We start from the raw sequence: 24,875 nt of genomic DNA, 5'->3' as shown, positions 1-24,875 counted from the left end.
TTACTTTCTCAGGGAAAAGGACATCACAAAGTGAAAGATAAACAACAAAGCCTTTGGCGGTATGGCGGTGCTATCAGCTTCTTCCTCCTGCTGGGTTTCAATGTCTTGTTTACACCCAACTTCCTGCATATGCAGACGCTGTTCGTCAACATCAGCCAAGTTGCGACCATCGCTATCGTGGCAATCGGCATGACACTCGTGATTGCAACCGCTGGGATAGACCTCTCTGTCGGTGCAGTTATGGCACTGGCGGGTGCCCTTTCACCCTTAATTTTCACCTCCTCCTTCGCTGAAAGCTACCCAGCGTTAGGCCTAACTGCGGCCATCATAATCCCTCTATTCGTTGCGGCGTTGTGCGGCATGTTTAACGGCTATCTCATTTGTAACTGGGGCATTCAGCCCATCATTGCCACCCTTATTTTATTTATTTCAGGCCGTGGAATTTCTCAGGTACTGACCAACGGCAATCTACAAACCTTCAACAACGAAGGGTTTGCTTTCCTCGGTCGCGGTGAAATCCTTGGATTACCGTTCCAAGGCTGGCTTATGTTGGTCTTGGCAATCATCTTCAGTTTTATCGTCAGACGCACAGCGTTTGGCCGCTATTTATTGTCGGTGGGTGGTAACGAGCGATCGGCCCACCTCGCGGGTGTCCCCGTTAAAAAGGTCAAAATCGCCGCTTATGCCACATGCAGTGTGCTCGCGGGTATTGCTGGCATGATTGTGGTGTCTATCAACTCCGCGTCTGATGCTGCAAGGAATGGCGAATTGATGGAGCTTGATGCCATTGCAGCAGCCGTCGTTGGCGGTGCCGTACTGCAAGGTGGTAAGGCCCCTATCTTTGGTGCCGTATTTGGGGCCGTCATCATTCAATTGGTGAAGTACACCCTGCTTGCCAATGGCGTGGAAGATGAAGTCGCGCTCATTGCAAAAGCACTCATCATTGTCCTTGCTGTGTATGTGCAACAAACGCGGAGGGCTGGCTAAATGACACGCTCTCACAAACAAACTATTGGCGTTTGGCTGGTCTTTTTCGGGCTAGTGATATTTGGCGGCTTACGTTACGACAATTTCCTCGGCAGCTACAACATCGCCTCGTTTCTTAATTACAACGCTATGTTTATCGCCATTTCGATCGGCATGTGCTTTGTCATCATGACAGGCGGGATTGATTTGTCCGTCGGCTCTGTCGCGGCATTTTCGTCTGTCATTGCCGCTTATCTCAGCCCTTATGGGTTGGAAGTCGCCTTGCCTGGCGGCATTCTCGCTGGCGTGGCATTCGGCGCGATCAACGCCTTTTTCATTACCGTGATGCGAATTCCTCCCTTCATTGCCACCCTCGCCACCATGCTGGGCGCGAAAGGCGGCTCTCTTGTCATTTCAGGTGCACAAACCATCTCCATAGACTGGTCATCCAATTTTACTCAACTCGGCTTAGGCAAAGCCTTTGGCGTGTTGCCTTGGACCATCGTCGTTGTACTGATTCTGGTGCTGTTCACATGGGTCTTGTTAGAACACATGCCACTTGGACGAAAAGTGCTCGCGGTTGGCGATAACGAGCAGGCAGCCACCTTGATGGGGCTCAACGTTAATCGCGTCAAAGTCTTTGTGTACCTGCTTAGTGGCGGTTGTGCTGGATTAGCGGGCGTATTTTTAGCCTCAGGTTTTGGTGCAGGACAACCACTTGAAGGCGTTGGCTGGGAGTTGTCAGCTATTGCCGCGGTCGTGGTCGGCGGCACCTTGCTTACCGGAGGCTCTGGTTCAGTGATTGCTACCGTCGGAGGCGCACTTCTCTTAGGACTGATTTTTAACGTCCTGAATTTCGAAAATGGATTGGGCAGCATCAGCTTGTCTGCGTACTGGCAGATGGTGATCCGCGGTGGCTTCTTGCTTGGGGTCATTTTGGTTCAAGCACACCTCGTCAAAAAACACGCATTGAATAAACGGAGTTTGACATGACAAAAATTGCGCAGGTGAGATCTCGACTTTTCCGCATCCCTCTGGATGAACCACTGGCTGACGCTAAGCACGGTGCACACACTCACTTTGAGCTGATTACGGCTGAAATCACACTGGAAAATGGCGATGTAGGTGTGGGATATACCTATACAGGCGGCGTTGGCGGGAACGGTATTAAAGCCACCTTGGACGCGGATTTGATCCCCTTTCTTATCGGAAAAGATGCCTCAGACATTCGGGGTATTTACGACGCAATGCTCTGGCGCATGCATTACGTTGGCCGCGGTGGTATTTCGACGTTTGCCATTTCCGCTATTGATATCGCGCTTTGGGATCTCAAAGGCAAACAACGTCATCAGCCTCTTTGGAAAATGGCCGGCGGGCATGCGAATCACTGCAATTGTTACTGCGGTGGCGTAGATCTAAATTTCCCATTACCTAAGCTGCTCAACAACATTGAAGGCTATTTAGCACGTGGCGTCGAAGCGATAAAAATCAAAGTGGGACTGCCCAATCTGGATGACGACACAGCGCGCGTAAAAGCCGTGCGCGACATGCTGGGACCCGATCGAACCTTTATGGTTGATGCCAACTACTCCATGACGGTTGAGCACGCCATAGACGCTAGCCATGCCTTCGAACCTTATGATTTGGCATGGTTTGAAGAACCGACAATACCCGACGATTACTTCGCTTACCAAACCATCGCTTCCTCGACCGCAATCCCGCTTGCCATGGGTGAAAACCTTCATACCCAAGAAGAGTTCAAACTGGCATTTGAGATCGCGTCACTCTCTTTCATCCAGCCTGATGCATCTAATTGCGGTGGCATCACTGGTTGGTTAGATGCCGCAGCGTTGGCGAAGGAGAAAGGCGTTCCCGTGTGTAGTCACGGCATGCAGGAGCTCCACGTCAGTCTGGTCTCCAGCCAGTCTTGCGAAGGTTGGCTGGAAATCCACTCCTTCCCCATAGAGCAATACACGACACGCCCTGTCGTCATTGAAAGCGGGCGTGCGGTCGCGCCAGATACGCCAGGGACAGGCGTGATTTTTGATTGGGAAAAACTTGAATCTGCACATGCTGGCTAACGTCACTGAGCACAACAAGTCGATACTTCAACACAAAAGGAAAGGACAATTACAATGGCTAAAGCAGCATTCTACGAAGGGAACAAAACCTTTACGGTCGAATCCGTAACTATCTCCCCCCCAAAAGACGATGAAGTTCAAATCCGCGTGGCGTATTGCGGCATTTGCGGTACTGATGTGCACGTATACCACGGTCATATGGATGCCCGCGTCGGCATGCACCGCGTAATTGGCCATGAAATGTCAGGCGTCATCCATGCTGTGGGTAAAAATGTGGAAGATGCCTCAGCCGGCGATCGTGTGGTGGTTCGCCCTCTCGATCATTGTGGCGAATGTTCGACATGTAAACGCGGCTTAAAACATATCTGTGAAAACCTGAAGTTTTTAGGCTTAGACACAAACGGGGCGTTTCAAGAATATTGGTCTGTTCCCGCACATACTATTCATCATCTTCCTGATGGGGTTTCCCTCGCCCACGCTGCGATCGTTGAGCCTTTGGCGGTGGCCTGCCACGATATCAATCGCGCACAGGTTGTTGCTGGTGAGGACGTTCTAGTCATTGGTGGTGGTCCTATCGGTATGCTTATCGCTATGGTGGCTCGGGAGGTCGGCACTCATGTGACCATCTGCGAAGTGGATGAAAAGCGTATCGCGTATGCAAAAAATCTTGGTTTTAACGCCCGCAACGCCAAAGACGCAGATCTTGTTGAACAACTGCGAAACGACACTGATGGCCGAGGCTTTAACGCCATTTTTGACACCTCTGGCGTCCAAGCTGGTGTTGATCTATTCACTCAAGTCTCCGCGACTCAAGCGCGCATTTGCATGGTTGCCATCCACACCACCAAACCCACTATCGATTTGTTTAAGTTCTTCTGGCAGGAGCTCGAACTGCTTGGAGCACGCGTGTATGAAGATACTGATTTTGAATACGCCATCCGCTTATTAAGCGAAGGGAAAGTGAATCCAGACGATGTGATTACAAATAAACACCCTCTAGACGACATTCAATCCGCGTTTATTCCACCGAAAGATTTGTCGATGAAAACCCTGATCGCCGTTAACCCGGAGATAAATTGATGAACAACGCATTTGATTTGAGTGGTAAGAAAGCACTGGTGACCGGAGCCAAAAGAGGGATCGGCAAAGCGATGGCTGAAGCACTGGCACAAGCAGGCGCAGACATTATTGCCGTTAGCCAAAGTATAGAGACGCAAGGCAGTGCCATTGAAAAATCCGTATTAGAAACAGGTCGACAGTGTTGGACATACCAATGTGATTTTTCTAATCGCCAGTCCGTGAAATCCTTTTTAAAGCAGATAGATACTGAGCACCCCGATATCGATATCCTCGTCAACAATGCCGGCACCATTAAACGTGCGCCTGCTGTCGAACACAGTGATGAGTTTTGGGATGAAACCATCGAGGTTAATCTAAACGCACAGTTTTTGGTGACCCGGGAAATTGGCAAAAATATGGTCGCGCGAGGCCAAGGGAAAATCATTTTTACCGCTTCCTTGTTGACCTTTCAGGGCGGCATTACCGTGCCAGGCTATGCGGCGTCTAAAGGTGGCATCGGCCAGCTAACAAAAGCGTTTTCCAACGAATGGGCAAGTCAGGGTGTTAACGTGAATGCCATCGCTCCGGGGTATATCGCCACGGATAACACACAGGCACTAAGGGATGACCCGATACGCTCCGAGTCCATCCTGCAACGCATTCCTGCGGGGCGTTGGGGTAGCCCAGAGGATTTCGGTGGCCCAGTGGTGTTCCTAGCCTCTGCTGCAGCCAATTATGTTCATGGCACCATTTTGACCGTGGATGGTGGTTGGATGGCTCACTGAATCGCAAACAAAAACGCCCTGGCAAATGAATGCGAGGGCGTTTTGTTATATCCCATTGCACAATGAATGGGTCTAATTCACCGTCTTATTGGAGATAAATCATTGAAGGTAGCCAGAGCGTAAACGCAGGTACAAACGTTAGCATGAGCAGCACCACGACTAACGGAATGAGAAATGGTGCAGTCGCAACAACACACCTCTCAAACGGCACATTCGCCACTTTCGCCAACACATACAAGACCATGCCGACTGGCGGAGTCAGCAAGCCCAGCATCAGGTTCAGAATAAGAATGATGCCGAAATGAACTGGACTCACATCAAGCGCGACAACCACGGGCAATAACACGGGCACCAAGATGGTAATCGCTGCCAGTGTTTCCATGAAACAACCGATAAACAGGATCAACAAAGTGATGATCAACATCAATACGATTTTGTTGTCAGACAAGCCAAGTAAGAAGTCGGAGAAATGCTGTGCGACCTGATTCGCGGTAAGTATCCAAGCGAAGATCGCTGATGCCGCAATGATCATCAAAATGGACGCGGTGGTTTCTACCGTATCAATGGAGACTTTTAGCAGTGAGCGCCACGTGAGCGTTTTGTACACCGCCATTCCGAGAAACATGGAGTACGCTACAGCAGCAATCGCAGCTTCTGTTGGTGTGAATATCCCAAACAATATTCCCCCCACGATGATGACTGGCGTCATAAGCGGTAAGAAGGCTTCTATTGACGTTGAGTACAAGCGTGACAGCATGAAACTGCCATCTTTCGGATACCCATTGCGCTTAGCGTACCAAGCAACCATCGCCATGAGCGATAGTGCCATCATCAACCCCGGCAAAATACCTGCGGCAAACAACTGACCGATAGAAGCATCTGCTATCACGCCATACACAATCAAGGGCAGTGAGGGGGGGATGATGGGACCAATGGTTGAAGAAGCAGCCGTGACACCAACAGAAAAACTGTCATCGTACCCAGCATCACGCATTGCTTTAATTTCTATCGAGCCCAGACCACCAGCATCTGCAACAGCCGCCCCGGACATACCAGCAAAAATCACGCTCGCACCGATGTTTACGTGCCCAAGCCCACCATGCAACCAACCTACACACGCTCGGGCAAACGCAAAGATTTTGTCCGTAATGCCTGCTTCATTCATCAAATGCCCGGCAAGAATGAAACACGGAACAGCAATCAGGGGAAAGCTGTTTACACCACCAATCATGTTGTGAAGCACAATCATTTCCGGCATCCCTTGAACCATAATGAAGATCAGAGAAGCCAATCCAAGAGAAACAGCAACCGGAACACCGATGAGCAAAAAGACAAATAGCGAAATAAATAACAACGAAATACCCATTTGCGATTACTCCTTCACGCTCAACGTTTCGATTTCTTCCAACACCTCTTTGTTGCTCATCCTCCACTTGACTAATAAACGCCAAACGGAAAGCAATGCCATCAAGGCAAAACAAAACGCGACAGCCCAATAGATAGCGGCCTTAGGTACAGGAATAGACACCATGTTTTGTCGCGTCAGCTGCGCAAGTTGATAGCCGACATAGACCATATATCCGTAGAAACTGGTCGTAATAAGCTCGGCGATTATCGACGTCGCTTTCACAAAGTTCTGGGGCAAGTATCGATAAAAGAATTCAAGAAAGATGTGGCTACCTTTACGCACCGCAGTCACTGAGCCTGAGAACGCCAACATCACCAGTAAGAAGCGGGCAACTTCCTCCGTCCAACCTAAGGAGTCGTTCAGCACATAGCGTGTAAAAAACTGCATGAAGACAACGACCATTAGAATAAAAAAAATGATGAGCCCAGGCGCATCAAGCCAATGTACGTCATCGGAAAACAACTTAGGGCCTGGCGCATGAGAGGGGCGAGAAGCCTCCTCAGACTTCTCGCCGACCTGACGGTCAATAATTTTTCTCAACATACCGTACTATCTCTAAAGCGCTTTCAGACGTGATGCTTGTTCCTGCGTGAAGGGTAAGTCGTCACCAAGTAACAGCGGAGCGACTGCTTTCTGGAAAGCCGCTTTATCCACCTGATTGACTCGGACACCTTGCGATTCAAACCAAGCCCCTAACTCTTTCTCAGATTTATTCACTTCCTCTGAAGCCCGCATAGACGCTTCATCAGTGATACTTGCAAGGATGGCGTAGTCTTCCTCTCCCACTTTCATTTTGGTCAGGCCAGAAATTAACGTCAGCGATGAAATAGTGATATGCCCTGTCAGGTTGATATTCGATTGGACTTCGTAGAACTTTTTGAACTTGATAGTTGGAAGTGGGTTCTCTTGCGCATCCACTACGCCTTGTTGAAGTGCAAGGTACACTTCAGAGAATGCCATTGGTGTTGGGTTGGCACCTGTTGCTTGAGGAAACATCATAAACAAGGGCGCATTGGGGACACGAATTTTCAGACCTTCCATGTCCTTAGGCTCGGTAATGGGTGTGTTCGATGTTACGTGGCGTTGACCATAATACGATAACGCCGTGATCTCATTGTTTGTCGCATCTTTATAGCCCGCTTTGATTTCGTCGAACAAATCACTGTCACGATAAGATTTCCAATGCTCAAAATCGCGGACCATAAACGGGTAGTTTGAGATAGAAACAGGCCCATAGAATTGCTCAGAAAATGCGGCACCAGAGAAGATAATGTCCACTGCACCAATGTTCAGCCCTTCATTGATATCCACTTCCTTGCCCAACGAGGAACTCGGATAAACACTCAATTCCACACGGCCATCAGTGCGTTTTTTCAGCTCCTCTGCCGCCCACAATGCGCTTTTGTGATAAGGATGCTCCGGCTCATAAACATGCGCCCATTTGAGCGTAATCGCCGCGTTAACTGAAGTCGCCATCACGCAGGTACAAAGTAATAAAGAAAAACGCGTAAAAGCTCGGCCTAAATACCGTCTTATTGAAGAAACTGGCTGTGATTGAGATAAATAAGTAGATGTTTTCGCGTCGGCTACCGACAGGGGTGGTGATTGGGAAAAGTTGCTTTGCTTTTTCGTCCCTACGAACACATTTTCCTTTCGCATGTTTCAGTCCTCTACTCCGTGAAATGATTGCACTACCAACTAAGCCTGAGGCGTTCACGTAAAACGAAACGCCCTCATCGCTCATTTCCAGACAATGCGTCATCCACATTGTCGAACCTGTCAGTTACCAAAGAACCTATTCAACTGTGGTTCCTATATGGTCGATTCGCACAATTTTTCCCAAACAGAATAAAAAACGCTCACGTACAAGGCCAAATTTTGGCCGAATTGCACGTCACTTATGCCGTCCACATTGGTTCATTTTGTATATTTGGTACGACAATAAAGTCATTAAATAATGAACCACGACCGACCAATTCGCAACATTATTTTTACATTTAATATTCATATCATTGTATTTCAATATGTTAAAAATATATCCTCGTATATTTTTAGTCATACCAAAAATTCATTTATGTCTTTTCAAGGGATAATGATGCGATGACGGTGTACACTGAATGGGTTGATTTACAAAGGCAGCAGAAGAGTGACGTCGCGTATGGATAAAACAATCGACAAAAACAGTGAGTATGAAGACGCCCCCCCAAACAGAGGCCGTGCAGCTGATGAGATCATTGAATCCCTCGAACAGCAGATTGTTAGTGGAAAACTAGAAAACAATGCGCCCTTGCCCTCTGAGCGCTCGCTTATGGAGATGTTCAACGCCAGTCGAACAGTGATTCGTGAAGCCATTGTCGCACTCGAGAATCGCGGGTTGATCATTAACAGAGCGCGTTACCGCCCTATCGTACGCAAACCCGACTACCACACTGCACTCGACGCAGTTGGCGGCATCGTTAAACATTTCCTGTCTACCAAGCCTGATATCAAGCATCTTTATGATATGCGTGTATTCGTTGAACGTACTTTGGTAAGAGACGCAGCAACCAAGGCGTCTAAAGAAGACATCCAAGCACTAAAAGCGGCTCTGGCAGCAAACAAAGCTGCAATTAACGATTCGCTCTCTTTCTATCATACCGATAAAGCGTTTCACTACACGCTTTACACCATTGCAGATAATCCGATACTCCCTGCGATCCACCAAGGCTTTACCTCATGGCTTGCACCGCATTGGGACATGATGGAAAGGGACGCAGACCGCAATCAAATGAACTACATCGCACACGAAGCCATCTATTTGGCCATTTTGGAGCGCGATCCTGATGCTGCAGAACAAGCATTGCTAACGCACCTTGAGACGTCATGGGAACAAGTCAGCTCAACGTTTTAAGTTTGAAGTGATATAAAAAAACGGCCCAAAACTCGGGCCGTTCTTATCGGTTTGATCCACCATCAGGCCGCGCAATGCGCCGTCGGTGATCGAACTGGGGTTTGATTAACTCTTCAAAAGCTTACGTGCAGATTCAACCACCACGCTAATCGAGCGTTTTTCCGCCGCAACCAAAGATGCCTCATCTGGGATCTCTTTTTGTGTACGGTTAATAATAACACCCGCAACACAACCCGCTCGTAGACCTGAACTCGCACACATGGTTAGCAAAGTGGCCGATTCCATCTCAAAGTTCAGCACACCCATATCTTGCCATTCCTGCATCGAGCCTTGGAAACGGCGCACAACGCGGCCACTGAAAGTGTCATAACGCTCTTGGCCAGGATAGAAGGTATCACTAGACGCTGTGACGCCCGTGTGAACGGTCGCACCTGATTCTGTTGCCGCAGCTTTCATCGCGGTAGCGACATCAAAATCTGCCACTGCAGGGAATTCCATCGGCGCAAAGTGCAGGCTTGCACCATCAAGTCGAACAGAGCCTGTTGTGACAATCATGTCGCCAACATTAATGTGCGGCTGAATTGCGCCTGTTGTTCCCACGCGCAGAAAAGTACGCACACCTAGTTGTGCAAGTTCTTCAACCGCGATCGACGTTGAAGGACCACCAATACCCGTTGAACACACCACGACAGATTCACCATCCAGTTTTGCAAGATAAACCGTGTACTCGCGATGGCTGGCCAGAAACTTCGGAGAGTCCATCAGTGCGGCGATTTTTTCTACTCTCGCTGGGTCACCCGGGATTATTGCCAGCTTTGCACCTTCTAAGTCTGCTTGTGTCACACCCAAATGAAATACGGTTTGCTCAGTCATGATCCTCTCCTAAAAAGTATCTCGCCTAACAACCAACACGTTACTGTTTTTCAACGAAGAAAAACGCGATGGTGGCGATGAATTTCTCTACCACCATAGCGTTTTCAGTGAAAAATAAAGTGCCTTTGATCACAGTTGATAAATGAAACATACATTCAATTACAACCATTAGTGACAAATATCACTTTTAGTGTGAGATTTTTTGTTCCACGTCCACCAGCTTTGCTGTTTTCTCCATTGATTGGTCTTTTCCATGTCTTAGCAACCTCAACGCATTCAGTGTCACTATCGCTGTTGCACCACTGTCCGCGAGCACGGCTACCCAAAGCCCCGTAAAACCTAAAACACTGGTGACGAGGAAGATAGCTTTCAAACCTACCGCAAGTGCTACATTTTGATGGACATTCGACATTGTGGCTTTTGCGAGTATCACCACATCTGCCACACTTTCAATTCGGTTGTGGCTAAGCGCGATGTCGGCCGTTTCCAGAGCGACATCCGTGCCGCTGCCCATCGCAATACCAATGGTTGCCGCTTTCATCGCTGGCGCATCATTGATGCCGTCCCCAACCATTGCTACTCTGGACGAACTCGCCAATGTATTGACTTCAGTTACCTTATCTTCAGGCATTAATCCTGCGCGATAATCCATATTCAGTTTACTCGCGAGGCCCGCTGCCGCTTTTTCATTGTCACCCGTTAGCATTAGCGACCTTATACCTAGCTCGTTCAAGCTATCTACTGCAAGTTTTGCCGTTGGCCTTAGTTCATCACGCCACGCGATAACACCCACTGCGCGCGTATTGGAGAACACCACTGCAACGGTTTTTCCTTGCTCTGCTAACTCTTGAGCTTCATCGTTAAAGGACTGAGCTAAAACGCGTTCTTCACCCAATTTATCCAGTGCGATCAGTTCAATACATGTGCCATTAACGTCGCCAGACACGCCTTTACCCACTTGTGCTGTGATATTCGTGGCTTCAAGGTCTGCAACGCCTGTTTCTTCAGCTTTTTCAACAAGTGCTTTCGCTAACGGGTGATGAGACCCTTTCTCAACCGCAGCGGCGTATGACAGCAGCTCATTTTGGTCCCCATGCCAACTTAGGATATCGGTAACCACAGGTTTGCCTTGAGTAAGCGTGCCCGTCTTATCAAACGCAACCCATTCAACTTTGCTTAACGCTTCCAACGCCGCACCGCCTTTGATCAGTGCGCCCTGGCGCGCAGCAGCAGCCAAGCCTGATGTCATCGCGGCTGGCGTGGAAATCACTAACGCACAAGGACATGCAATAAGAAGTAACGCGAGGCCACGGTATACCCACGTATCCCAGCTTTCACCGAACATTAATGGCGGAATTGTTACTACGAGTGCAGCAACGAGTATCATCAGCGGCGTATACCAACGGCTGAATTTATCAATAAATCTTTCTACTGGTGCCCGACGTGACTCGGCTTCTTCAATCAGGTTCAGAATACGATCTATCGCGCTTTCACCCTGTTTAGAAACCACTTCCATCAGTACCAAGCGGTCCACAGCAATCGCACCTGCTGGCACTTTCTCTCCTGACTGGCGTTCAACAGGAATAGACTCGCCCGTTAATGCACTCAAATCAAAACTGGCAACATCACCTTGCAGCGTCGCATCGGCAGGCAAGCGACCACCGGGGGCAATTTCAATCACATCGCCAGGTGCTAATGAGGAAACAGGGACATCTTCGCGTTTACCACTGCTATCAATTCGAATGATGTTATCTGGAACCAGCGCCATCAAAGCTTGAATACCCGCTCTTGCACGTTGGGAGGCGTATCCTTCTAACCGCTCACCGATCAAGAACAGCACTAACACCATCGCCGCTTCTACGGTCTCGCCTAAATACAGCGCACCGAAGGCCGCAATAGACATGAGCATTTCGATTGAAAATGGAGAACCGCTTTTGGCAAGGTTAAAGGCTTTTTTAACAATGGGGATAAGCCCCAGCACAGTTGCAAAGGTAAACAACCCGCTTGCTAACTCTGGGTACCAATTCGATAGAATGCCAGCAACGACCATGGTGCCGATCAGCGAGGCTAAGACCCCTTCTTCTTTTATGCGTTCGATTACCGTTTTGGGCACTTCTTTGGACTTAGGAGCAGAAAGCTCTTGAAGAGGAAAACCCGCTTTCTCAGCATGTTGTTTGATTGCTTTCGTCAGATCTTTAGATGGGTCCGTTGTTACAACCAGCTTTTCCGTTGCAAACAGAACATTGGCACTAACAACGCCTTCAATACCTGAAATGGCTTTCTCTAGTTTGCCTGCACAGCTAGGGCAATCCATATTCGTTACTCGCCAAGAAAATTGCATGGCGGCGTCTGTCGTTTTTTGGTTTATTTCGTGAGTATTGTCTGGACTGCTACACGTATTTTTGCAACAGCCTTGGGCAGCTGGGTCATCGGTATCATCCGAAGATATTTCTGTTGTCGAGCAAGATGACGGAGGCGTTGCAGCCGAGGTTGACGAGCAGCACGATGCATTCACAACAGACTCATGGTTGGTGAGTTGATGTTTTGGATTCTTACATTGAGTGGTGTGACAAGAATTACACATAGGGATCTCCTTTTCTTGAATTTCCCTAAGTCTAAACCTTGGAGTTACCTCCAAGGTCAAGACGTAATTTAATGTTTTGGTGTCTTTTACTTTAGGCGATCCAGTATTACTTGGGTATCCAATGCTTCTTGATAGTCACGATAGTCCAAACCTTTGTCAAAAATGAACTGCGTAACGAGCTTTCTCGCCGCATCGATTAGCGCGTCGGCCTGCCATGGCTTTTCAAAGTAACGCTCAATCGACGCATTGTTGATAGCCTCAATGGTATCAGAGTGCGTAGCCTGTCCCGTTAAAAGCACTTTACGGGTATAGCGAAAACGTGGATCTAAGGCTATTTCGCTAAGCAGTTCAACACCGGTTTTTTCCGGCATGACATGGTCTGAAATGACTAGCGCAATGAACTCGCCATCTGCATCCAAATCATCCATCAACGCTAACGCTTCATCGGCAGATTCACAATCTTCGATATGGAAGGTGCCAGAAAGGGGTGTAAGATCCTTTAATACGGCACTGAGCACTTCGCGTTGGTCATCAACGCAGATAATGTTTACCTTTTCCATCTCTATCCCCTGTTAATTACTTTGCTTCACGTTACAAGAAGTTCACGAGTCGAAGAATCCAGACCATCACAAAACTCAGTGCCACACCAACAACCCCGATGATTACGCCCACTTTCGCCATTTGGTTACTGGTAACATGACCCGTAGCATGAGCCAGTGCATTCGGTGGCGTACTGATTGGCAATGACATACCCAAAGACGCTGCGAACGTGACGACCAGAATCAAGGTGGTCTCTCCACCCAACGGTGTTAGCGATGTCATTGAAACACCCAATGCCGCCATAATTGGCATCAGTAAGTTCGCCGTTGCTGTGTGTGACATAAAGTTCGCCATCAACAAGCAAAGTGCTGCAGCACCAATAAGTACGATTTCCGGTGCATAGTTTTCAAATGGGATGCTGTGCACCAACAACTGAGCAAGACCGGTTTTATCCAACGCAAGACCCAGTGCGAAACCACCTGAAACCAGCCAGAGCACGTCCCATGAAATTTTCTTCAGGTCTTCTTTGTTGATAATGCCTGTCATAGAGAACACGGCGACGGGAATCAACGCGACGGTGTAAGAGTTCATCCCATGAGAAGAACCCATTAACCAAAGAAGTACGGTTATAGTGAATGTCGCATAGACCGTATAAGCCTTCGGCGTTTTTAGGAACTTTCCTTTGATATCAAGCGAAATGGCGGTTTCGTTAGACTTGAACATAACGGCCAACAACACCCACGCCAATACCAGCATGACAACAACAAACGGCACAGCAAATGCCATCCACTCGCCAAAGGTAATGATGTTTTCGCCAGTCAGATACTTCAACGCAATGGCGTTTGGTGGCGTGCCGATGGGAGTACCAATACCTCCAATGTTGGCCGCGACTGGAATCGAAAGTGCGAAAGCAATTTTTCCCGGATCGTTCGGCTTAAATACCGCCAGAATGGGTGTCAAAATCGCGAGCATCATTGCAGTCGTCGCAGTATTCGACATAAACATGGAGAAAACAGCGGTAATTAGCATGAGGCCCGCCATGACCATTGTTGGTTTTTGGCCAAACGGTTTGAGTAGCACCCTCGCTAAGTTGACATCCAGTCGGTATTTCGTGGCAGCCATCGCCAAGAAGAATCCACCCAAGAACAGCATGATAATTGGACTGGCAAAGGTTGACATGATGTCCGTGTAATGGAGCAAATTACCGAATTCTGGTGTGTTCGCGTCCGTTCTAAACCAGATTATTCCTTTATCAGATAAGAACAGGAGCTCGAGAACAATCACAACAACTGAGGTTGCATAGATAGGCATTGGTTCTAATACCCAGCACAACGCGGCTAGCAAAAACAGGGCAATTGCGCGCTGCTGCATAACGGTGATCGTTTCAAAAGGAAAGGCAGATGCTGGCAGTAGCAGTACAACCAGGGGAACCAATATAGGCAGAATATATTTCGCTTGAATGCGCATAATCGCTTGTAATCCCTTAAAGCTAAAAAAACGTCCACCATTCATGGACAACGGGATTATTTTGCGCCTATTGTGCGTGACCTTTACTGAATTAGATCAATAAAATGGAGCGAAAACTATTCAAGTAGGCCGTGATGTTTTTAGCTCAACCTCTCCGTGACAAATTGGGTTAACGCGACTTGCGCTCTTTCATGACGTCTTCAAGCAACTCTTCACCATCATCGACCATCACTTCACGGCAACTCGTAAAAGCGGACACTGGCACGGTAGGCTCAACGGGTGTCGCATAAAGTTTGTGTTCTTGATCCGTTGCCAGTTTCTTGATTAGTCGTTTCACCAAAATGTAACCTGCGATACCAAAAATGATCGAACCAACAGCCTGCCCAATCAATACGCCTTCAGCACCCGCTACGTGACCGCCAATATAAACGAAAGGAATAGTACCTACCGTCGCTTTGCCCACGTTTAGTACCGTTGACCACGTCGGACGGTTTAGATTGTTAAACGCAGCATTGGACACAAACAACGCACCGTTAAAAACAAAGGTTACCGCTAAATAAGTACAGAAAAGTGAAACCATCGCTGTCGCATCGCCATTCAAGCTAAAGGCATCACTGATGAGGTCTTGAGAAAAATAGAGAATGATTGCCACGACCAAACAATACGCCGTGACAAACTTAATAGAATCGCTCAGCGTACGACGCACTCTGTCGAACCTTTCGGCACCAAAGTTTTGCCCTAAAATCGGTCCAACGGCCCCTGACAGGGAGAAAATCAATGCGAAGGATACCGGTAACAAACGACCAATAACGGCATACCCTGCAACGAAGTCATCCCCAAACTTCGCAATTTGAGCCGTAACAATTGCATTCCCGATTGGCGTTGCTGTATTGGTAATAATCGCGGGCAAGGCAATGTGTGTGATAGCGCGAAAATGACGCTTTAAGTCGTCAAAACTCGGCAGGGAGATAAGATCATGCTTGTAACGAACGGCATGAAACGCCACACCAAACAAAACAAATCGAGACAACATCGACGCGATTGCTGCACCTTCAATTCCCATTGAAAGTGCAAAAATGAAGATAGGGTCCAAAACGGCATTGGCCGCGCCAGCAGCAAGCGTTGCTGACATTGAACGCTTGGCGTCACCAACACCTCTCAATGCCGCACCACCCGCCATGCCCATCGCCATTAATGGCGCACTAGGCAATAGAATCATTAAGAAGCTTTTGGCTTTATCTGCAGTGATGCCTTCAGCACCAATCATCGACAAGATAGGATCGAGAAAAAACAGAATCGTAAATACGGTTAGTAAACTCACAATCCCAGAGAAGATCATCACACTGCCGGTGATTGCTTTTGCCTCTTCTCGCTTGCCAGCCCCTATTGCACGACTAACTAACGCGCCCATTGCTATCGCGGTACCTATGGATACAGACGTAGAAAAAAAGACGATGGTTCCAGCAAAACCAATAGCAGCGGCGAGCTCCACCTGACCAAGTAAACTGATGAAAAACATGTCAGCCAAATCAACAGTGAACAAAGCCATTAAGCCCACGGCACCCGATGACGACATTACAGCAATATGGCGCATGATGGAGCCAGTTAAAAACTTCGCTTGTTGTTGCTGAGGCATGCTACTTCCTGATTGTAGTTTGAGTAATTCTGGTCATGCATAGAGTGGCGGTTGCACTCATTAGAATATATTTGATGGTCGAACGACAGTTACCATAATGACACGAAAAAAAGGTGCCTCAAGCACCTTTTTTAACTTATCTCGTTCGAAAATTTTGAAGATGTTAGACGGGGTGTAGGAAACAATCGTCGATTTGAGCGGCAATTGCCCTAAGAATATCACGGCGAGATATCACACCAACAAGGCGTTCATTCTCATCAATGACAGGGTAAACCTTTGGTTTTCCAGGTAACATTTCTTCAGCGAGCTTGATAACACTGTCGTCGCGAGTCACTGCTGCCACTTCTTTGTGCATACAATCACCCACTGTATTTGTGTCTTGGCAGTAATAACCCACTTTCAGTAGTTTATGAATCATGTCCTGCTCTGACAGGAAACCAACCACATGGTTATTCTCATCAATAACAGGGCCCCCTGTTTGATGCGCATTTAACATTTTTTCCAGAGCCACAGACAAAGTCATTGATGCCTTGAAGGTCACGGGCCGTTTGTTCATGTAATCACCAACTTTGATAGATTCCATGCATCCCCCTTGTGTGTTGAAACATTATTAGAAACAGGGAATAAATCTCTGTACCCATATCCCCAAACCATCTCAAAACGTCATGTCGACAAGCGCAGCTCTAAATTTGGATATCTTTGGGTCTTACTCTACAGTGTCGAACATGTTAGAAAAATTACTAGGTAATACCTGAACAAATTTATGTCTTGTCACAAATGCGGAAACATATTTGCAACATGCTCACCTTTATTAGGGCAAAATCCATAAAAAAAGCCAGCCACATTAGTCGGGCTGGCTTTTTAAATTAAGCGACTTCAATTACATGAACATCATCATAAGGAAGCCAAGTGGCATGCGTTCACCACTCGGTGACACGGCTTCTTCACCTTCAATTTTTGCGCTAAGTTTAACGCCCTCTTCACCTTGGCTCACAAAACCATACTCTTCTAAGTTTTTGAGCATAGGTGCCAATTGAGGCGCACCTTCCACGTAAGCAGTTGGAACGGTAATGTTTAAGTTGCCCGTTAGCTTATTGATCATCGCGCCAATATCTTGAGTCGCGTTGACTGTTCCCGGAGCAAGCGTCAAATCGAAGCTAGCATCCACATGGCCTTCAGAGGCATCTAACTCCAGCGGCTGAATTTCAAGCCCTAAACCGCGTTCAACCAACGTATCTAACGCAGAGACCAAAAGTGCCATTTCTTGTTCGGTCGGCTCGCTACCCATCGAGTTTGCAATGTCACTCAATGACAGCATCGAGTTGTAATCCAGATCATTGAAGCTCACACCAAATTTGAAGTTATCAACAGCAAACTCATCTGACACTTCAACTTTGCCAATAGTGAACAAGTTCTTGTTATCTAGACGGCGTCCTTCTTGCTCTTCAGCACCGGTACCTTTATCCGCTGATTCTACTGATAATTCATTACTGACGTCTGCGGTAACGTTATTTAAGGTAGTCACAGAGCCTAGCGCATCGTCAAACAACATAGATGCCGCATTAAACGTTTGCTTTCCGATCCATATTTCACCGTCATGCATATAACCGGAACCCGAGCCCGTCATATCTTTGATAGACAGTTTCTCTCCCGACTGCTGGCCAGCCATATCAACCGAAGGCCAGCTCATCGAGAAGACATTGTTACCGTCTTTATCTACTGTGCCGGAAACCGCCAACGGTGTTGTGGTAAAGGAGAAGTCATCATCGCTCGCTTTGATTGCTCTTAGTTCGGCACTGTATTGCGTATCACCCAATACCGATGTTTCACTTCTTACTTCGAACGGTGATTCACCCGTCGGCCAGAGCAATGCTGCAAATTTCTCGATTTCAGGCGTCATTTCTAACGTTGTCGTGGTGCTAATGCTTAAAAAACCATGGTCAACGTTAGAATCAAAGGTGTACGTTGTTGGTAAGCCTTCCGCTTCAAAGTCTTCTTTAACTGTACCTTTCAGCGTTACCAAGGTTTTAACGTGAGAAGATAAGTACCCTCGGTCATAAGACACTTTTTCGACCGAAGCATAAGGGGACTCGAGGCTTTGTACTTCTCTTTCATATACAGATTCGCCCACGTGCCCGGATGCAAATGGCCAAAGCAAAGCCAGTGAAACTGCACCACCGATAGCCGCGTATTTTCCAAAAATCATTGTTTTCCCCGTTTTATCCGGCATTTGTCTCGCACCAGTGTAAACCAAAGCGACATTGATACCCACGGCAAGCCGTGGATTATTTAAGATATGTGTCAGATTGCAGCGTCCTTCTCAGCTTAGCGACGACGAAACGGATACACTCATAAAAAATAGTGTTTTTGGTAGCCTTATGAATTCAAACGTCATCTTGTGTCTCGATGATGACCCTGCCGTACTTGAACTGCTAGAAAAAGAGCTTGCGCCATTTGCCAGCATGTTTGATGTCATCTGCGCCAGCACAACCCATGCTGCGCAAGAAATATTGGAAAGCCTCGCGTCGACAGGTCGCCGTGTCGCACTGTTTATTTCTGATCATTCTATGGGCGAAGATCAAGGCATTAGCTTATTAATCAATGTTGATAACCACCCTGCTTCCGTTGGCGCAAGAACCGTACTTCTTAACAACCAGCCTAACATTGAAGTGATCATGCAGGCCGTGAACGAAGGGCGGTTAAATCACTGTTTGACGCGCCCTTGGAATGCTGGCGATCTCACACTGGCAGCTCGCAAAGAACTCACCCAGTTTGTGCTCAGATATAGCAACGACGACCTTTTGCGTTTTTGCGGAATGCTTGATCAGAAAAAGTTACTCGAAGCACACATTGAAAACAAACTGGCTAGCTACCGAAATGGCTTCATTGAGTCAGCACTGGGTATTTCTGATGAAGAACTCGCTCAACAACTGATTGCAGGCCTGTACGAACATTTTGACGAAGGCAATGACAAACACGTCTGCCTCACCTATAGCGAAGATCATCTGCTAACACATGAAGGAACAGCGAACTCATTCCTTTGGTTTGTCGTAGAAGGACAAGTTGCCCTACTAAAACGTGATGAAACTGGTGTCTCACACGAGGTTGCAAGACTCGGCCAAGGCAGCCTTATTGGTGGCATGTCTTTTGTTACTGGAGATGTGTCATTTTCTACTGGTATCACACTAGAACCCACCAAAGTTATTAAGCTGAATCGCGCTTTGTTCTCACAGGTAATGCAAGCAAGAAACGACTTACTTCCGCTTTTCACCAGCTACTTATTACGTCATTTTAACCGCCGTTTGAAGCGCAGCATTAATACCGAAGTGAAATTGCAGCAAACGCTTCATTCACTTGAACTTGCCCATAAGCAGCTCATTGAAAAAGAAAAGATGGCGATGCTTGGTCAACTGGTCGCGGGTGTTGCCCACGAACTAAATAACCCGGTCGCGGCCATTATCCGCAACAGTGATACATTGAAAGATAACATTGGCGAGCTGATCAATATGGAACTCAGCCCAATGGCAAGAGAAAAAGCCAATGAAATCATGGCAGATGCGTTGCTTTCTCGCCCAATGTCCACAGCAGATGCCCGCTCGTTTGCTAAAACTATCGAACCGATCATCGGCAATCGGAATCTCGCCCGCAAAGCTGTAAACATGGGCCTATCTCAGCCAGAAGATATTAAGCAATGGATGAAGAAGCTAGATAGCACATTCTCATCAACGCTAAATCAATGGGACATGTTCTATCAGGCGGGTAGTTTACTGCGTTCTACGAATGTTTGTGCTCGCCGCATCGCTGACATGGTTAAAAGCTTAAAAACCTATGCGCGCCAAGACGATGAAACCATGTTGGAAGTCGATATTCACGAAGGCATTGAAGATACCTTGGTGATGTTCGAGAACCAGCTAAAACGCATCCAATTAGTGAAAGATTATGGCGATTTACGCCCTATCCGATGCATGCCCATTGCACTACAGCAAGTTTGGACAAATTTAGTTTCGAATGCCTTAGACGCCATTGGGCCTGATGGCGAAATTGTCGTTAAAACACGAGAAACCGTTCTACGAAGCCGAAAAGCGGTGAAAATTAGTATTCGTGACAACGGCAGTGGCATTCCAGAATCGATCAAAAACAAAATTTTCGAGCTGAATTACACAACCAAAAGAGAGGGACACTTCGGTTTAGGTATTGGTTTATCCGTCAGTAGGCAAATTGTCGAGCAGCATGGCGGGATAATCGACGTAAGCTCGTCCGCGGGCGCATTCACCGAAATGGTTGTCACTCTCCCCTATTCTCCCATTATCACGCCGTCCATGGAGGGCAAATGAGTAAATATTTAATTCTTTGTGTTGATGATGAAAGAGACGTATTGGATAGCGTCTTAAATGATTTGGATGAACTTGAGGAGCATTTCGTTATTGAGGCCGCTGAGTCCGTAGCCGAAGCGAAAGACATTCTGGCTGATGCAGCATCGGAAGACGTAACATTGGCTCTCGTACTTTGTGACCATATTATGCCCGACGATCTTGGCGTGGATTTTCTCATTGCACTCAATAGAGATGAATTAACATCTCGCGCCAAGAAAGTACTTTTAACCGGTCAGGCTGGGTTAGAAGAAACGGTTCAGGCAGTAAATAATAATAGCTTGGACTATTTTATTTCTAAGCCTTGGAGCGGAGAAAATTTACAGCAAGTGGTCAGAGACCAATTAACATCATTCGTTATTGAGCATGATAGCAACTTACTTCCATGGGTCAGTATACTGGACGCTGAACGTATTATGCAGGCAATCAGCGACAATAGATTGAGCTTTTCTGATGCTTAAACTCCACGATTTATTATCGTGTCATTGAGTAATTTGATAGCAAACTAAAGACCCCGCTCACTGTTTGACCAATTTTTGCGATATTTTGACATCATAGACCCCTAATTCGGGGGCTATGATGTTGTTTCGCAAAAGCCAAATCTATTAAAATACGGTAACTTTTTATATTCACCACGAGAACTCCCATGCGCAAAACCAAGATTGCTGGTATTTTTCTGGCAGCTGCTTCTTCTGCTGCATTCTCGGCTGCTGCTTCAGCCCAAGATTTTTCCATGAGTAACTTTAGCTACGACTACTTTGAAGCACGAGTAGGCGTAAGCCCTGTGACTTATGGTGCAGGCTTTAGCACATCCATTCACCCAAATGCACACATTCGCGCAGAAATTGATAGTGAGTTCGAATCAGATTATGACGCAACGGCTGCAATTGGTTTTCATGCACCTGTAAACAACTGGGCCGATATTTATGGTGAAGTTGGTTTGCGCACAGTCAGAAACCCAGGCCTTTACAATCACGACACTGAGTTTGGTGTAGAAGTGAATATCGGTGTGCGTCAGTGGCTTGGTCCACAACTTGAGGTGGGCGGTGAGATTGGTCACCTGTCAATTCATGAAGATGACGATGTATTTGGTTCTGTTTACGCGCGTTTCCACGCAACCGAATTGTTCGCAATTGGTTCTCAGATCCGCTTTAACGAGATCTATGGTGACCAGTTCATGTTCACCACACGTTTCAAATACTAAAAATACAGGCCTCGAAAGAGGCCTTTATTTTTACAACCAACGCCACACAATGTTGTCACCGTTAGCTGAATGGGTGTCGACGCAGCACCGCTATTTACATTCGATAGCAATATAGCCCGTGTCATTTCCCGTCGATTGTAACGCCTTCACGCCCTTGTAACCGGCCTGCTCCGCAAGCAACACTTCTTTTGTCGCGATGGTATGGACGATAATCTCTCCCGTTTGACCACCACACACAGCACTGTGCATTACACCTGTTATTTCAGCGCACTGCGCAGAAACAGACGTCACCCCTACCGAAGCCAAACGCTGTGTACTTTCTGATAGCGTCATGCCTTGCGTTTCACACTGTATTGCTCCCTTAGGGATATAGACATCCGTTGTCTCGGGCTGTTTGATGGCACATGACGCAACGGCTAAAGCCATTCCAACAACGGCAATCAATTTCAAATTTGTCTGTACCATTATTAACGTCCTTGTTTACGGTCGAACCTATTAAACATCTTTTAATTTAGCACCAAGAAAATGTGCCACGGAAATTCCAATTAATTCGATAACAAGCTGCTCACCATATAATGAACAAAGCCTCTGAAATCCCAGAGCAGCTTTATGACGCCCCTCTTCATCAGAGCCAATAGCACCAATAAAGTAACGAATACAATTTGCAAACTGGGCGTCCAATAACGCAGCGTGCCAAGATTGCCTAATGCTCTCATTTGAGGCACCGTCTATCATATTGGTCACGTAGCTAAATACCTGGCCCTGAAACGCGGTAATCATTGATTCCTTGGTTGGAACAATGCGTTGTATCCCGCTGCGACTTAGCCCCGTCCTTTTCGCAATGCTCCCATAAGTCACCGCATCCCAACCGCTTTCCATGAAAATATCTACGATGGTGTGATAAACGAGTTGTTCCGTTTGTAATGCGCCTTCTTTGGTATTTTTCGCCATAGGTCAGTCATATTATTCTTAAAGTACCTTGTATCTTATACTCTCACAGAGAGAATATACAAAACAATAATGTTACCTTTGTTTGCAGAAATCACACTTTCACATGTATCGGAATGTTACTCAGGAATTAATGCCAGCTCGGCATACTAAAGCAGCTGACTAAATAGCCAATTTTTGAAAACCATAATTTTCGCATTTCCCTCTTGCTCTTCTCTATATGCAAGAAAATAACTAAATGGCGATTTAACTGGCTTATCTATTGGTGTTACCAGCTTTCCTGCCTCCAATAACTCTTTAATGTACGTCATTCGTCCCATGGCAACGCCCATCCCTGACGCAGCCGCATCTAACGCCAAATCTGCACGATCAAAGCTATGATTGGGGCCTTCTAAGGAAATACCATTTGCATTCGCCCAATATAGCCATTCGTCACTCATACTGGCACTTGCCCATGGCGCGGCATCATGAAGTAGTTGGCAATCAGCCAACTTTTCCGGCTGATTGTATAGCCCATGCTCATCAGCATACTCTGGGCTACATACAGGTATCAGCGCATCATCCATCATATGATGGCTGGTTAAGCCACTGTAATTACCGTGTCCAAAGTAAATCGCACAATCAAAAGCCTCTGCCTTAAAGTCGACCAAGTCATTTCGGGTTCTTAGATGTAAAGTGACATCAGGATAGGCTTTTGCAAACACGTGAAGTCTTGGCAACAACCAACGTTGGGCATAAGTAGGTGGCGCAGAAATAACGAGATCACCGAACGGTTTATGGTTGTTGAGCTGCAATAATTTAAGACTCAGACTCGAAAACTGCTCCGAAACCACCTGCTTGAGTTGCTCTCCCTCACTCGTCAGTGTCAAGTTCCTCGGCCTTCTCACAAACAATGACATGTTTAGTCTTTGCTCTAGCTTCTTAATACGATGACTAACCGCACTTTGTGTGAGGTGCAACTCTTCCGCTGCTCTCGTAAAACTCATTGTTTCAGCAACAATGGAAAAGCAGTGAAGCCCTGCTAACAGAGAAGATGACAATTGCGGTAATTTCATGGTGAAAGCCAACGTAGATTTAAAGTGGAAGCGGCAATGCTAAAGGCACTGCGTTTATACCCAAACAACTTCATGCAGTGCAGCCTTTAACTCTGCACAAAAAGAAAAAGAGCCGCAATAGCGACTCTTTCGATTTTATGAAGTTTCTTTTAGATAGCGCGCAGTAGTTGTTGTTTCGTTTCTTCGCTAAGCAGTGTCCAGTGAATGCCCGTTTGAGCACCCGCGAACATCCAAAGCAGTTTGATGTCCACGTCGTATCCATGTGCTTCCTGAACTTTTCGGAAAAGCTCTTCAGGGCTCATGGAGAAGAAGGTATCAACATCTTCAACACCCGCTTTTTTAAGCATACGTTCAATGGTTAAGCGAAGATTTGGTAGATCACGTAGACGCTTATTAAGCTTGGAGTCGCGATACTCTTTCTCTGCTACAGAGTTCTCTACGGACTTTTTTACCATCGCATCTAGGCAGTTATCCTCCCCATCATACAACTCGGTAATGTCGTAGTAGTTAACTATCGCAGTAGAGCTTTTCTTAACGTGTACAAATTTTTTGCATTCTTTTTCAATTAACTTATCTGTGAGCTGAGCGCCGCCACGTAGGTAAATTCGATCTTCTTTGACCAGTGCAAACATAGCACCGCTTACAAAGAAGCCCGTACCACCGAACATTGAACGCTTCTCTGTCTCTCCAAACTGAGACAAGTAATCGACAAAGCCGCTTTTAACTTCCAACACAGGTGCCTCCTTTCTCCCCAAAAAGCCAATTCCTCGGCAAAAACTTCTAAATTCTCAACGCGAAATAATGATGACGTATTAGGGCACAGAAAACCATGCACTAGATCACCGAAGCCGGAACGGCGTACCAAAAACGCCACACGCGTCACGGTAAACTAGTGTAATTTTAATGTTTCACTCATGTTAAATGTCGCTTAGGACTCGCAACACCTTCGTTTTTTTGCACTAATTTGTCTCATCAAACGTTAATTTCCTTCAAAAAATCGTGCCAATTT

General features: G+C 46.9%; 24 protein-coding genes. 9 read left to right on the top strand and 15 right to left on the bottom strand.

The features are described from left to right. Nucleotides 1-30: 30 nt before the first annotated feature. From LRP49_RS16520 to LRP49_RS16500, 5 genes are read left to right on the top strand one after another with little or no spacing between them, the layout of a single operon-like run. The gene (locus LRP49_RS16520) at nucleotides 31-987 is read left to right on the top strand and encodes an ABC transporter permease (RefSeq protein ID WP_274143412.1); all 957 of its coding nucleotides are present in this window, start codon (nucleotides 31-33) and stop codon (nucleotides 985-987) included. Continuing rightward, nucleotides 988-1,959: an ABC transporter permease gene (locus LRP49_RS16515; RefSeq protein ID WP_274143411.1), complete on the top strand. Its 972-nt coding sequence runs from the start codon at nucleotides 988-990 to the stop codon at nucleotides 1,957-1,959. It abuts the gene before it with no gap. Next, on the top strand, nucleotides 1,956-3,047 hold the full coding sequence (locus LRP49_RS16510) for a mandelate racemase/muconate lactonizing enzyme family protein (RefSeq protein WP_274143410.1): 1,092 nt from the start codon (nucleotides 1,956-1,958) through the stop codon (nucleotides 3,045-3,047). The genes LRP49_RS16515 and LRP49_RS16510 overlap by 4 nt, the downstream gene beginning before the upstream one ends. A gap of 54 nt (nucleotides 3,048-3,101) precedes the next feature. Further along, a complete protein-coding gene (locus LRP49_RS16505) occupies nucleotides 3,102-4,127 on the top strand; it encodes a zinc-dependent alcohol dehydrogenase (protein ID WP_274143409.1) in 1,026 nt (341 codons plus the stop codon). Then, nucleotides 4,127-4,891 (top strand): SDR family oxidoreductase, encoded by a 765-nt coding sequence (locus LRP49_RS16500; protein WP_274143408.1) that lies wholly within the window; start codon nucleotides 4,127-4,129, stop codon nucleotides 4,889-4,891. Before LRP49_RS16505 ends, LRP49_RS16500 begins: the two co-directional genes overlap by 1 nt. An 85-nt stretch (nucleotides 4,892-4,976) precedes the next feature. Here LRP49_RS16500 and LRP49_RS16495 read toward each other — a convergent pair whose 3' ends face one another. Genes LRP49_RS16495 through LRP49_RS16480 form a run of 4 tightly spaced genes read right to left on the bottom strand, consistent with a single transcriptional unit; the run spans nucleotide 4,977 to nucleotide 8,067 of the window. Continuing rightward, nucleotides 4,977-6,257: a TRAP transporter large permease gene (locus LRP49_RS16495; protein ID WP_274143407.1), complete on the bottom strand. Its 1,281-nt coding sequence runs from the start codon at nucleotides 6,255-6,257 to the stop codon at nucleotides 4,977-4,979. A 6-nt stretch (nucleotides 6,258-6,263) separates the two neighbouring features. Next, nucleotides 6,264-6,842: a TRAP transporter small permease gene (locus LRP49_RS16490; protein WP_274143406.1), complete on the bottom strand. Its 579-nt coding sequence runs from the start codon at nucleotides 6,840-6,842 to the stop codon at nucleotides 6,264-6,266. A gap of 12 nt (nucleotides 6,843-6,854) precedes the next feature. Then, on the bottom strand, nucleotides 6,855-7,775 hold the full coding sequence (locus tag LRP49_RS16485) for a sialic acid TRAP transporter substrate-binding protein SiaP (RefSeq protein WP_274143405.1): 921 nt from the start codon (nucleotides 7,773-7,775) through the stop codon (nucleotides 6,855-6,857). Further along, nucleotides 7,759-8,067: a hypothetical protein gene (locus tag LRP49_RS16480; protein WP_274143404.1), complete on the bottom strand. Its 309-nt coding sequence runs from the start codon at nucleotides 8,065-8,067 to the stop codon at nucleotides 7,759-7,761. The genes LRP49_RS16485 and LRP49_RS16480 overlap by 17 nt, the downstream gene beginning before the upstream one ends. A gap of 390 nt (nucleotides 8,068-8,457) precedes the next feature. Here LRP49_RS16480 and LRP49_RS16475 point away from each other — a divergent pair, with 390 nt between their 5' ends. After that, on the top strand, nucleotides 8,458-9,189 hold the full coding sequence (locus LRP49_RS16475; RefSeq protein WP_274143403.1) for an FCD domain-containing protein: 732 nt from the start codon (nucleotides 8,458-8,460) through the stop codon (nucleotides 9,187-9,189). A gap of 105 nt (nucleotides 9,190-9,294) precedes the next feature. Here LRP49_RS16475 and udp read toward each other — a convergent pair whose 3' ends face one another. From udp to LRP49_RS16440, 7 genes are all read right to left on the bottom strand, one after another. Further along, nucleotides 9,295-10,062 carry a uridine phosphorylase gene (gene udp, locus LRP49_RS16470; RefSeq protein WP_274143402.1) on the bottom strand — a complete coding sequence of 256 codons (768 nt, stop codon included), beginning with the start codon at nucleotides 10,060-10,062 and terminating at the stop codon, nucleotides 9,295-9,297. A 187-nt stretch (nucleotides 10,063-10,249) separates the two neighbouring features. After that, nucleotides 10,250-12,646, bottom strand: a complete 2,397-nt coding sequence (locus LRP49_RS16465) for a zinc/cadmium/mercury/lead-transporting ATPase (protein ID WP_274143401.1) — start codon at nucleotides 12,644-12,646, stop codon at nucleotides 10,250-10,252. A gap of 86 nt (nucleotides 12,647-12,732) precedes the next feature. Beyond that, a complete protein-coding gene (locus LRP49_RS16460) occupies nucleotides 12,733-13,206 on the bottom strand; it encodes a response regulator (RefSeq protein WP_274143400.1) in 474 nt (157 codons plus the stop codon). A gap of 31 nt (nucleotides 13,207-13,237) precedes the next feature. Continuing rightward, nucleotides 13,238-14,653 (bottom strand): SLC13 family permease, encoded by a 1,416-nt coding sequence (locus LRP49_RS16455; protein ID WP_274143399.1) that lies wholly within the window; start codon nucleotides 14,651-14,653, stop codon nucleotides 13,238-13,240. Between the two features lie 169 nt (nucleotides 14,654-14,822). Next, nucleotides 14,823-16,289 (bottom strand): MATE family efflux transporter, encoded by a 1,467-nt coding sequence (locus tag LRP49_RS16450; protein ID WP_274143398.1) that lies wholly within the window; start codon nucleotides 16,287-16,289, stop codon nucleotides 14,823-14,825. 163 nt (nucleotides 16,290-16,452) lie between these two features. Next, the gene (locus LRP49_RS16445) at nucleotides 16,453-16,872 is read right to left on the bottom strand and encodes a CBS domain-containing protein (RefSeq protein WP_274143397.1); all 420 of its coding nucleotides are present in this window, start codon (nucleotides 16,870-16,872) and stop codon (nucleotides 16,453-16,455) included. 297 nt (nucleotides 16,873-17,169) lie between these two features. Continuing rightward, complete coding sequence (locus tag LRP49_RS16440) at nucleotides 17,170-18,495, bottom strand: DUF945 family protein (protein WP_274143396.1); 1,326 nt, start codon at nucleotides 18,493-18,495, stop codon at nucleotides 17,170-17,172. Between the two features lie 172 nt (nucleotides 18,496-18,667). Here LRP49_RS16440 and LRP49_RS16435 point away from each other — a divergent pair, with 172 nt between their 5' ends. The 3 genes from LRP49_RS16435 to LRP49_RS16425 all read left to right on the top strand — a co-directional run bounded on the left by LRP49_RS16435 (nucleotide 18,668) and on the right by LRP49_RS16425 (nucleotide 21,863). Next, on the top strand, nucleotides 18,668-20,623 hold the full coding sequence (locus LRP49_RS16435) for an ATP-binding protein (protein WP_274143395.1): 1,956 nt from the start codon (nucleotides 18,668-18,670) through the stop codon (nucleotides 20,621-20,623). Further along, complete coding sequence (locus LRP49_RS16430) at nucleotides 20,620-21,120, top strand: response regulator (protein WP_274143394.1); 501 nt, start codon at nucleotides 20,620-20,622, stop codon at nucleotides 21,118-21,120. The genes LRP49_RS16435 and LRP49_RS16430 overlap by 4 nt, the downstream gene beginning before the upstream one ends. Nucleotides 21,121-21,305: 185 nt before the next feature. Next, on the top strand, nucleotides 21,306-21,863 hold the full coding sequence (locus tag LRP49_RS16425) for a porin family protein (RefSeq protein ID WP_274143393.1): 558 nt from the start codon (nucleotides 21,306-21,308) through the stop codon (nucleotides 21,861-21,863). Between the two features lie 90 nt (nucleotides 21,864-21,953). Here LRP49_RS16425 and LRP49_RS16420 read toward each other — a convergent pair whose 3' ends face one another. The 4 genes from LRP49_RS16420 to LRP49_RS16405 form a co-directional block, all read right to left on the bottom strand. Beyond that, on the bottom strand, nucleotides 21,954-22,328 hold the full coding sequence (locus tag LRP49_RS16420) for a hypothetical protein (protein WP_274143392.1): 375 nt from the start codon (nucleotides 22,326-22,328) through the stop codon (nucleotides 21,954-21,956). Nucleotides 22,329-22,358: 30 nt separating this feature from the next. Continuing rightward, nucleotides 22,359-22,814 carry a TetR/AcrR family transcriptional regulator gene (locus LRP49_RS16415; RefSeq protein ID WP_274143391.1) on the bottom strand — a complete coding sequence of 152 codons (456 nt, stop codon included), beginning with the start codon at nucleotides 22,812-22,814 and terminating at the stop codon, nucleotides 22,359-22,361. A 146-nt stretch (nucleotides 22,815-22,960) separates the two neighbouring features. Continuing rightward, a complete protein-coding gene (gene dsdC / locus LRP49_RS16410; RefSeq protein WP_274143390.1) occupies nucleotides 22,961-23,866 on the bottom strand; it encodes a DNA-binding transcriptional regulator DsdC in 906 nt (301 codons plus the stop codon). A 149-nt stretch (nucleotides 23,867-24,015) separates the two neighbouring features. Further along, nucleotides 24,016-24,600, bottom strand: a complete 585-nt coding sequence (locus LRP49_RS16405) for a TfoX/Sxy family DNA transformation protein (RefSeq protein ID WP_274143389.1) — start codon at nucleotides 24,598-24,600, stop codon at nucleotides 24,016-24,018. Nucleotides 24,601-24,875: the final 275 nt, after the last annotated feature.

The organism is Enterovibrio qingdaonensis, from assembly GCF_028683135.1.
In the GTDB taxonomy this organism is placed as follows: domain Bacteria; phylum Pseudomonadota; class Gammaproteobacteria; order Enterobacterales; family Vibrionaceae; genus Enterovibrio; species Enterovibrio qingdaonensis.
The sequence above is the reverse complement of the archived record's forward strand: the minus strand, read 5'-3'. Positions and strand labels throughout refer to the sequence as shown.

Excerpts from the sequence above, each read along its gene's own strand:
- LRP49_RS16515 (WP_274143411.1), top strand. The coding sequence starts at position 988 with ATGACACGCTCTCACAAACAAACTATTGGCGTTTGGCTGGTCTTTTTC.
- LRP49_RS16510 (WP_274143410.1), top strand. The coding sequence starts at position 1,956 with ATGACAAAAATTGCGCAGGTGAGATCTCGACTTTTCCGCATCCCTCTG.
- LRP49_RS16505 (WP_274143409.1), top strand. The coding sequence starts at position 3,102 with ATGGCTAAAGCAGCATTCTACGAAGGGAACAAAACCTTTACGGTCGAA.
- LRP49_RS16500 (WP_274143408.1), top strand. The coding sequence starts at position 4,127 with ATGAACAACGCATTTGATTTGAGTGGTAAGAAAGCACTGGTGACCGGA.
- LRP49_RS16495 (WP_274143407.1), bottom strand. The coding sequence starts at position 6,257 with ATGGGTATTTCGTTGTTATTTATTTCGCTATTTGTCTTTTTGCTCATC.
- LRP49_RS16490 (WP_274143406.1), bottom strand. The coding sequence starts at position 6,842 with ATGTTGAGAAAAATTATTGACCGTCAGGTCGGCGAGAAGTCTGAGGAG.
- LRP49_RS16485 (WP_274143405.1), bottom strand. The coding sequence starts at position 7,775 with ATGGCGACTTCAGTTAACGCGGCGATTACGCTCAAATGGGCGCATGTT.
- LRP49_RS16480 (WP_274143404.1), bottom strand. The coding sequence starts at position 8,067 with ATGTGGATGACGCATTGTCTGGAAATGAGCGATGAGGGCGTTTCGTTT.
- LRP49_RS16475 (WP_274143403.1), top strand. The coding sequence starts at position 8,458 with ATGGATAAAACAATCGACAAAAACAGTGAGTATGAAGACGCCCCCCCA.
- udp (WP_274143402.1), bottom strand. The coding sequence starts at position 10,062 with ATGACTGAGCAAACCGTATTTCATTTGGGTGTGACACAAGCAGACTTA.
- LRP49_RS16465 (WP_274143401.1), bottom strand. The coding sequence starts at position 12,646 with ATGTGTAATTCTTGTCACACCACTCAATGTAAGAATCCAAAACATCAA.
- LRP49_RS16460 (WP_274143400.1), bottom strand. The coding sequence starts at position 13,206 with ATGGAAAAGGTAAACATTATCTGCGTTGATGACCAACGCGAAGTGCTC.
- LRP49_RS16455 (WP_274143399.1), bottom strand. The coding sequence starts at position 14,653 with ATGCGCATTCAAGCGAAATATATTCTGCCTATATTGGTTCCCCTGGTT.
- LRP49_RS16450 (WP_274143398.1), bottom strand. The coding sequence starts at position 16,289 with ATGCCTCAGCAACAACAAGCGAAGTTTTTAACTGGCTCCATCATGCGC.
- LRP49_RS16445 (WP_274143397.1), bottom strand. The coding sequence starts at position 16,872 with ATGGAATCTATCAAAGTTGGTGATTACATGAACAAACGGCCCGTGACC.
- LRP49_RS16440 (WP_274143396.1), bottom strand. The coding sequence starts at position 18,495 with ATGATTTTTGGAAAATACGCGGCTATCGGTGGTGCAGTTTCACTGGCT.
- LRP49_RS16435 (WP_274143395.1), top strand. The coding sequence starts at position 18,668 with ATGAATTCAAACGTCATCTTGTGTCTCGATGATGACCCTGCCGTACTT.
- LRP49_RS16430 (WP_274143394.1), top strand. The coding sequence starts at position 20,620 with ATGAGTAAATATTTAATTCTTTGTGTTGATGATGAAAGAGACGTATTG.
- LRP49_RS16425 (WP_274143393.1), top strand. The coding sequence starts at position 21,306 with ATGCGCAAAACCAAGATTGCTGGTATTTTTCTGGCAGCTGCTTCTTCT.
- LRP49_RS16420 (WP_274143392.1), bottom strand. The coding sequence starts at position 22,328 with ATGGTACAGACAAATTTGAAATTGATTGCCGTTGTTGGAATGGCTTTA.
- LRP49_RS16415 (WP_274143391.1), bottom strand. The coding sequence starts at position 22,814 with ATGGCGAAAAATACCAAAGAAGGCGCATTACAAACGGAACAACTCGTT.
- dsdC (WP_274143390.1), bottom strand. The coding sequence starts at position 23,866 with ATGAAATTACCGCAATTGTCATCTTCTCTGTTAGCAGGGCTTCACTGC.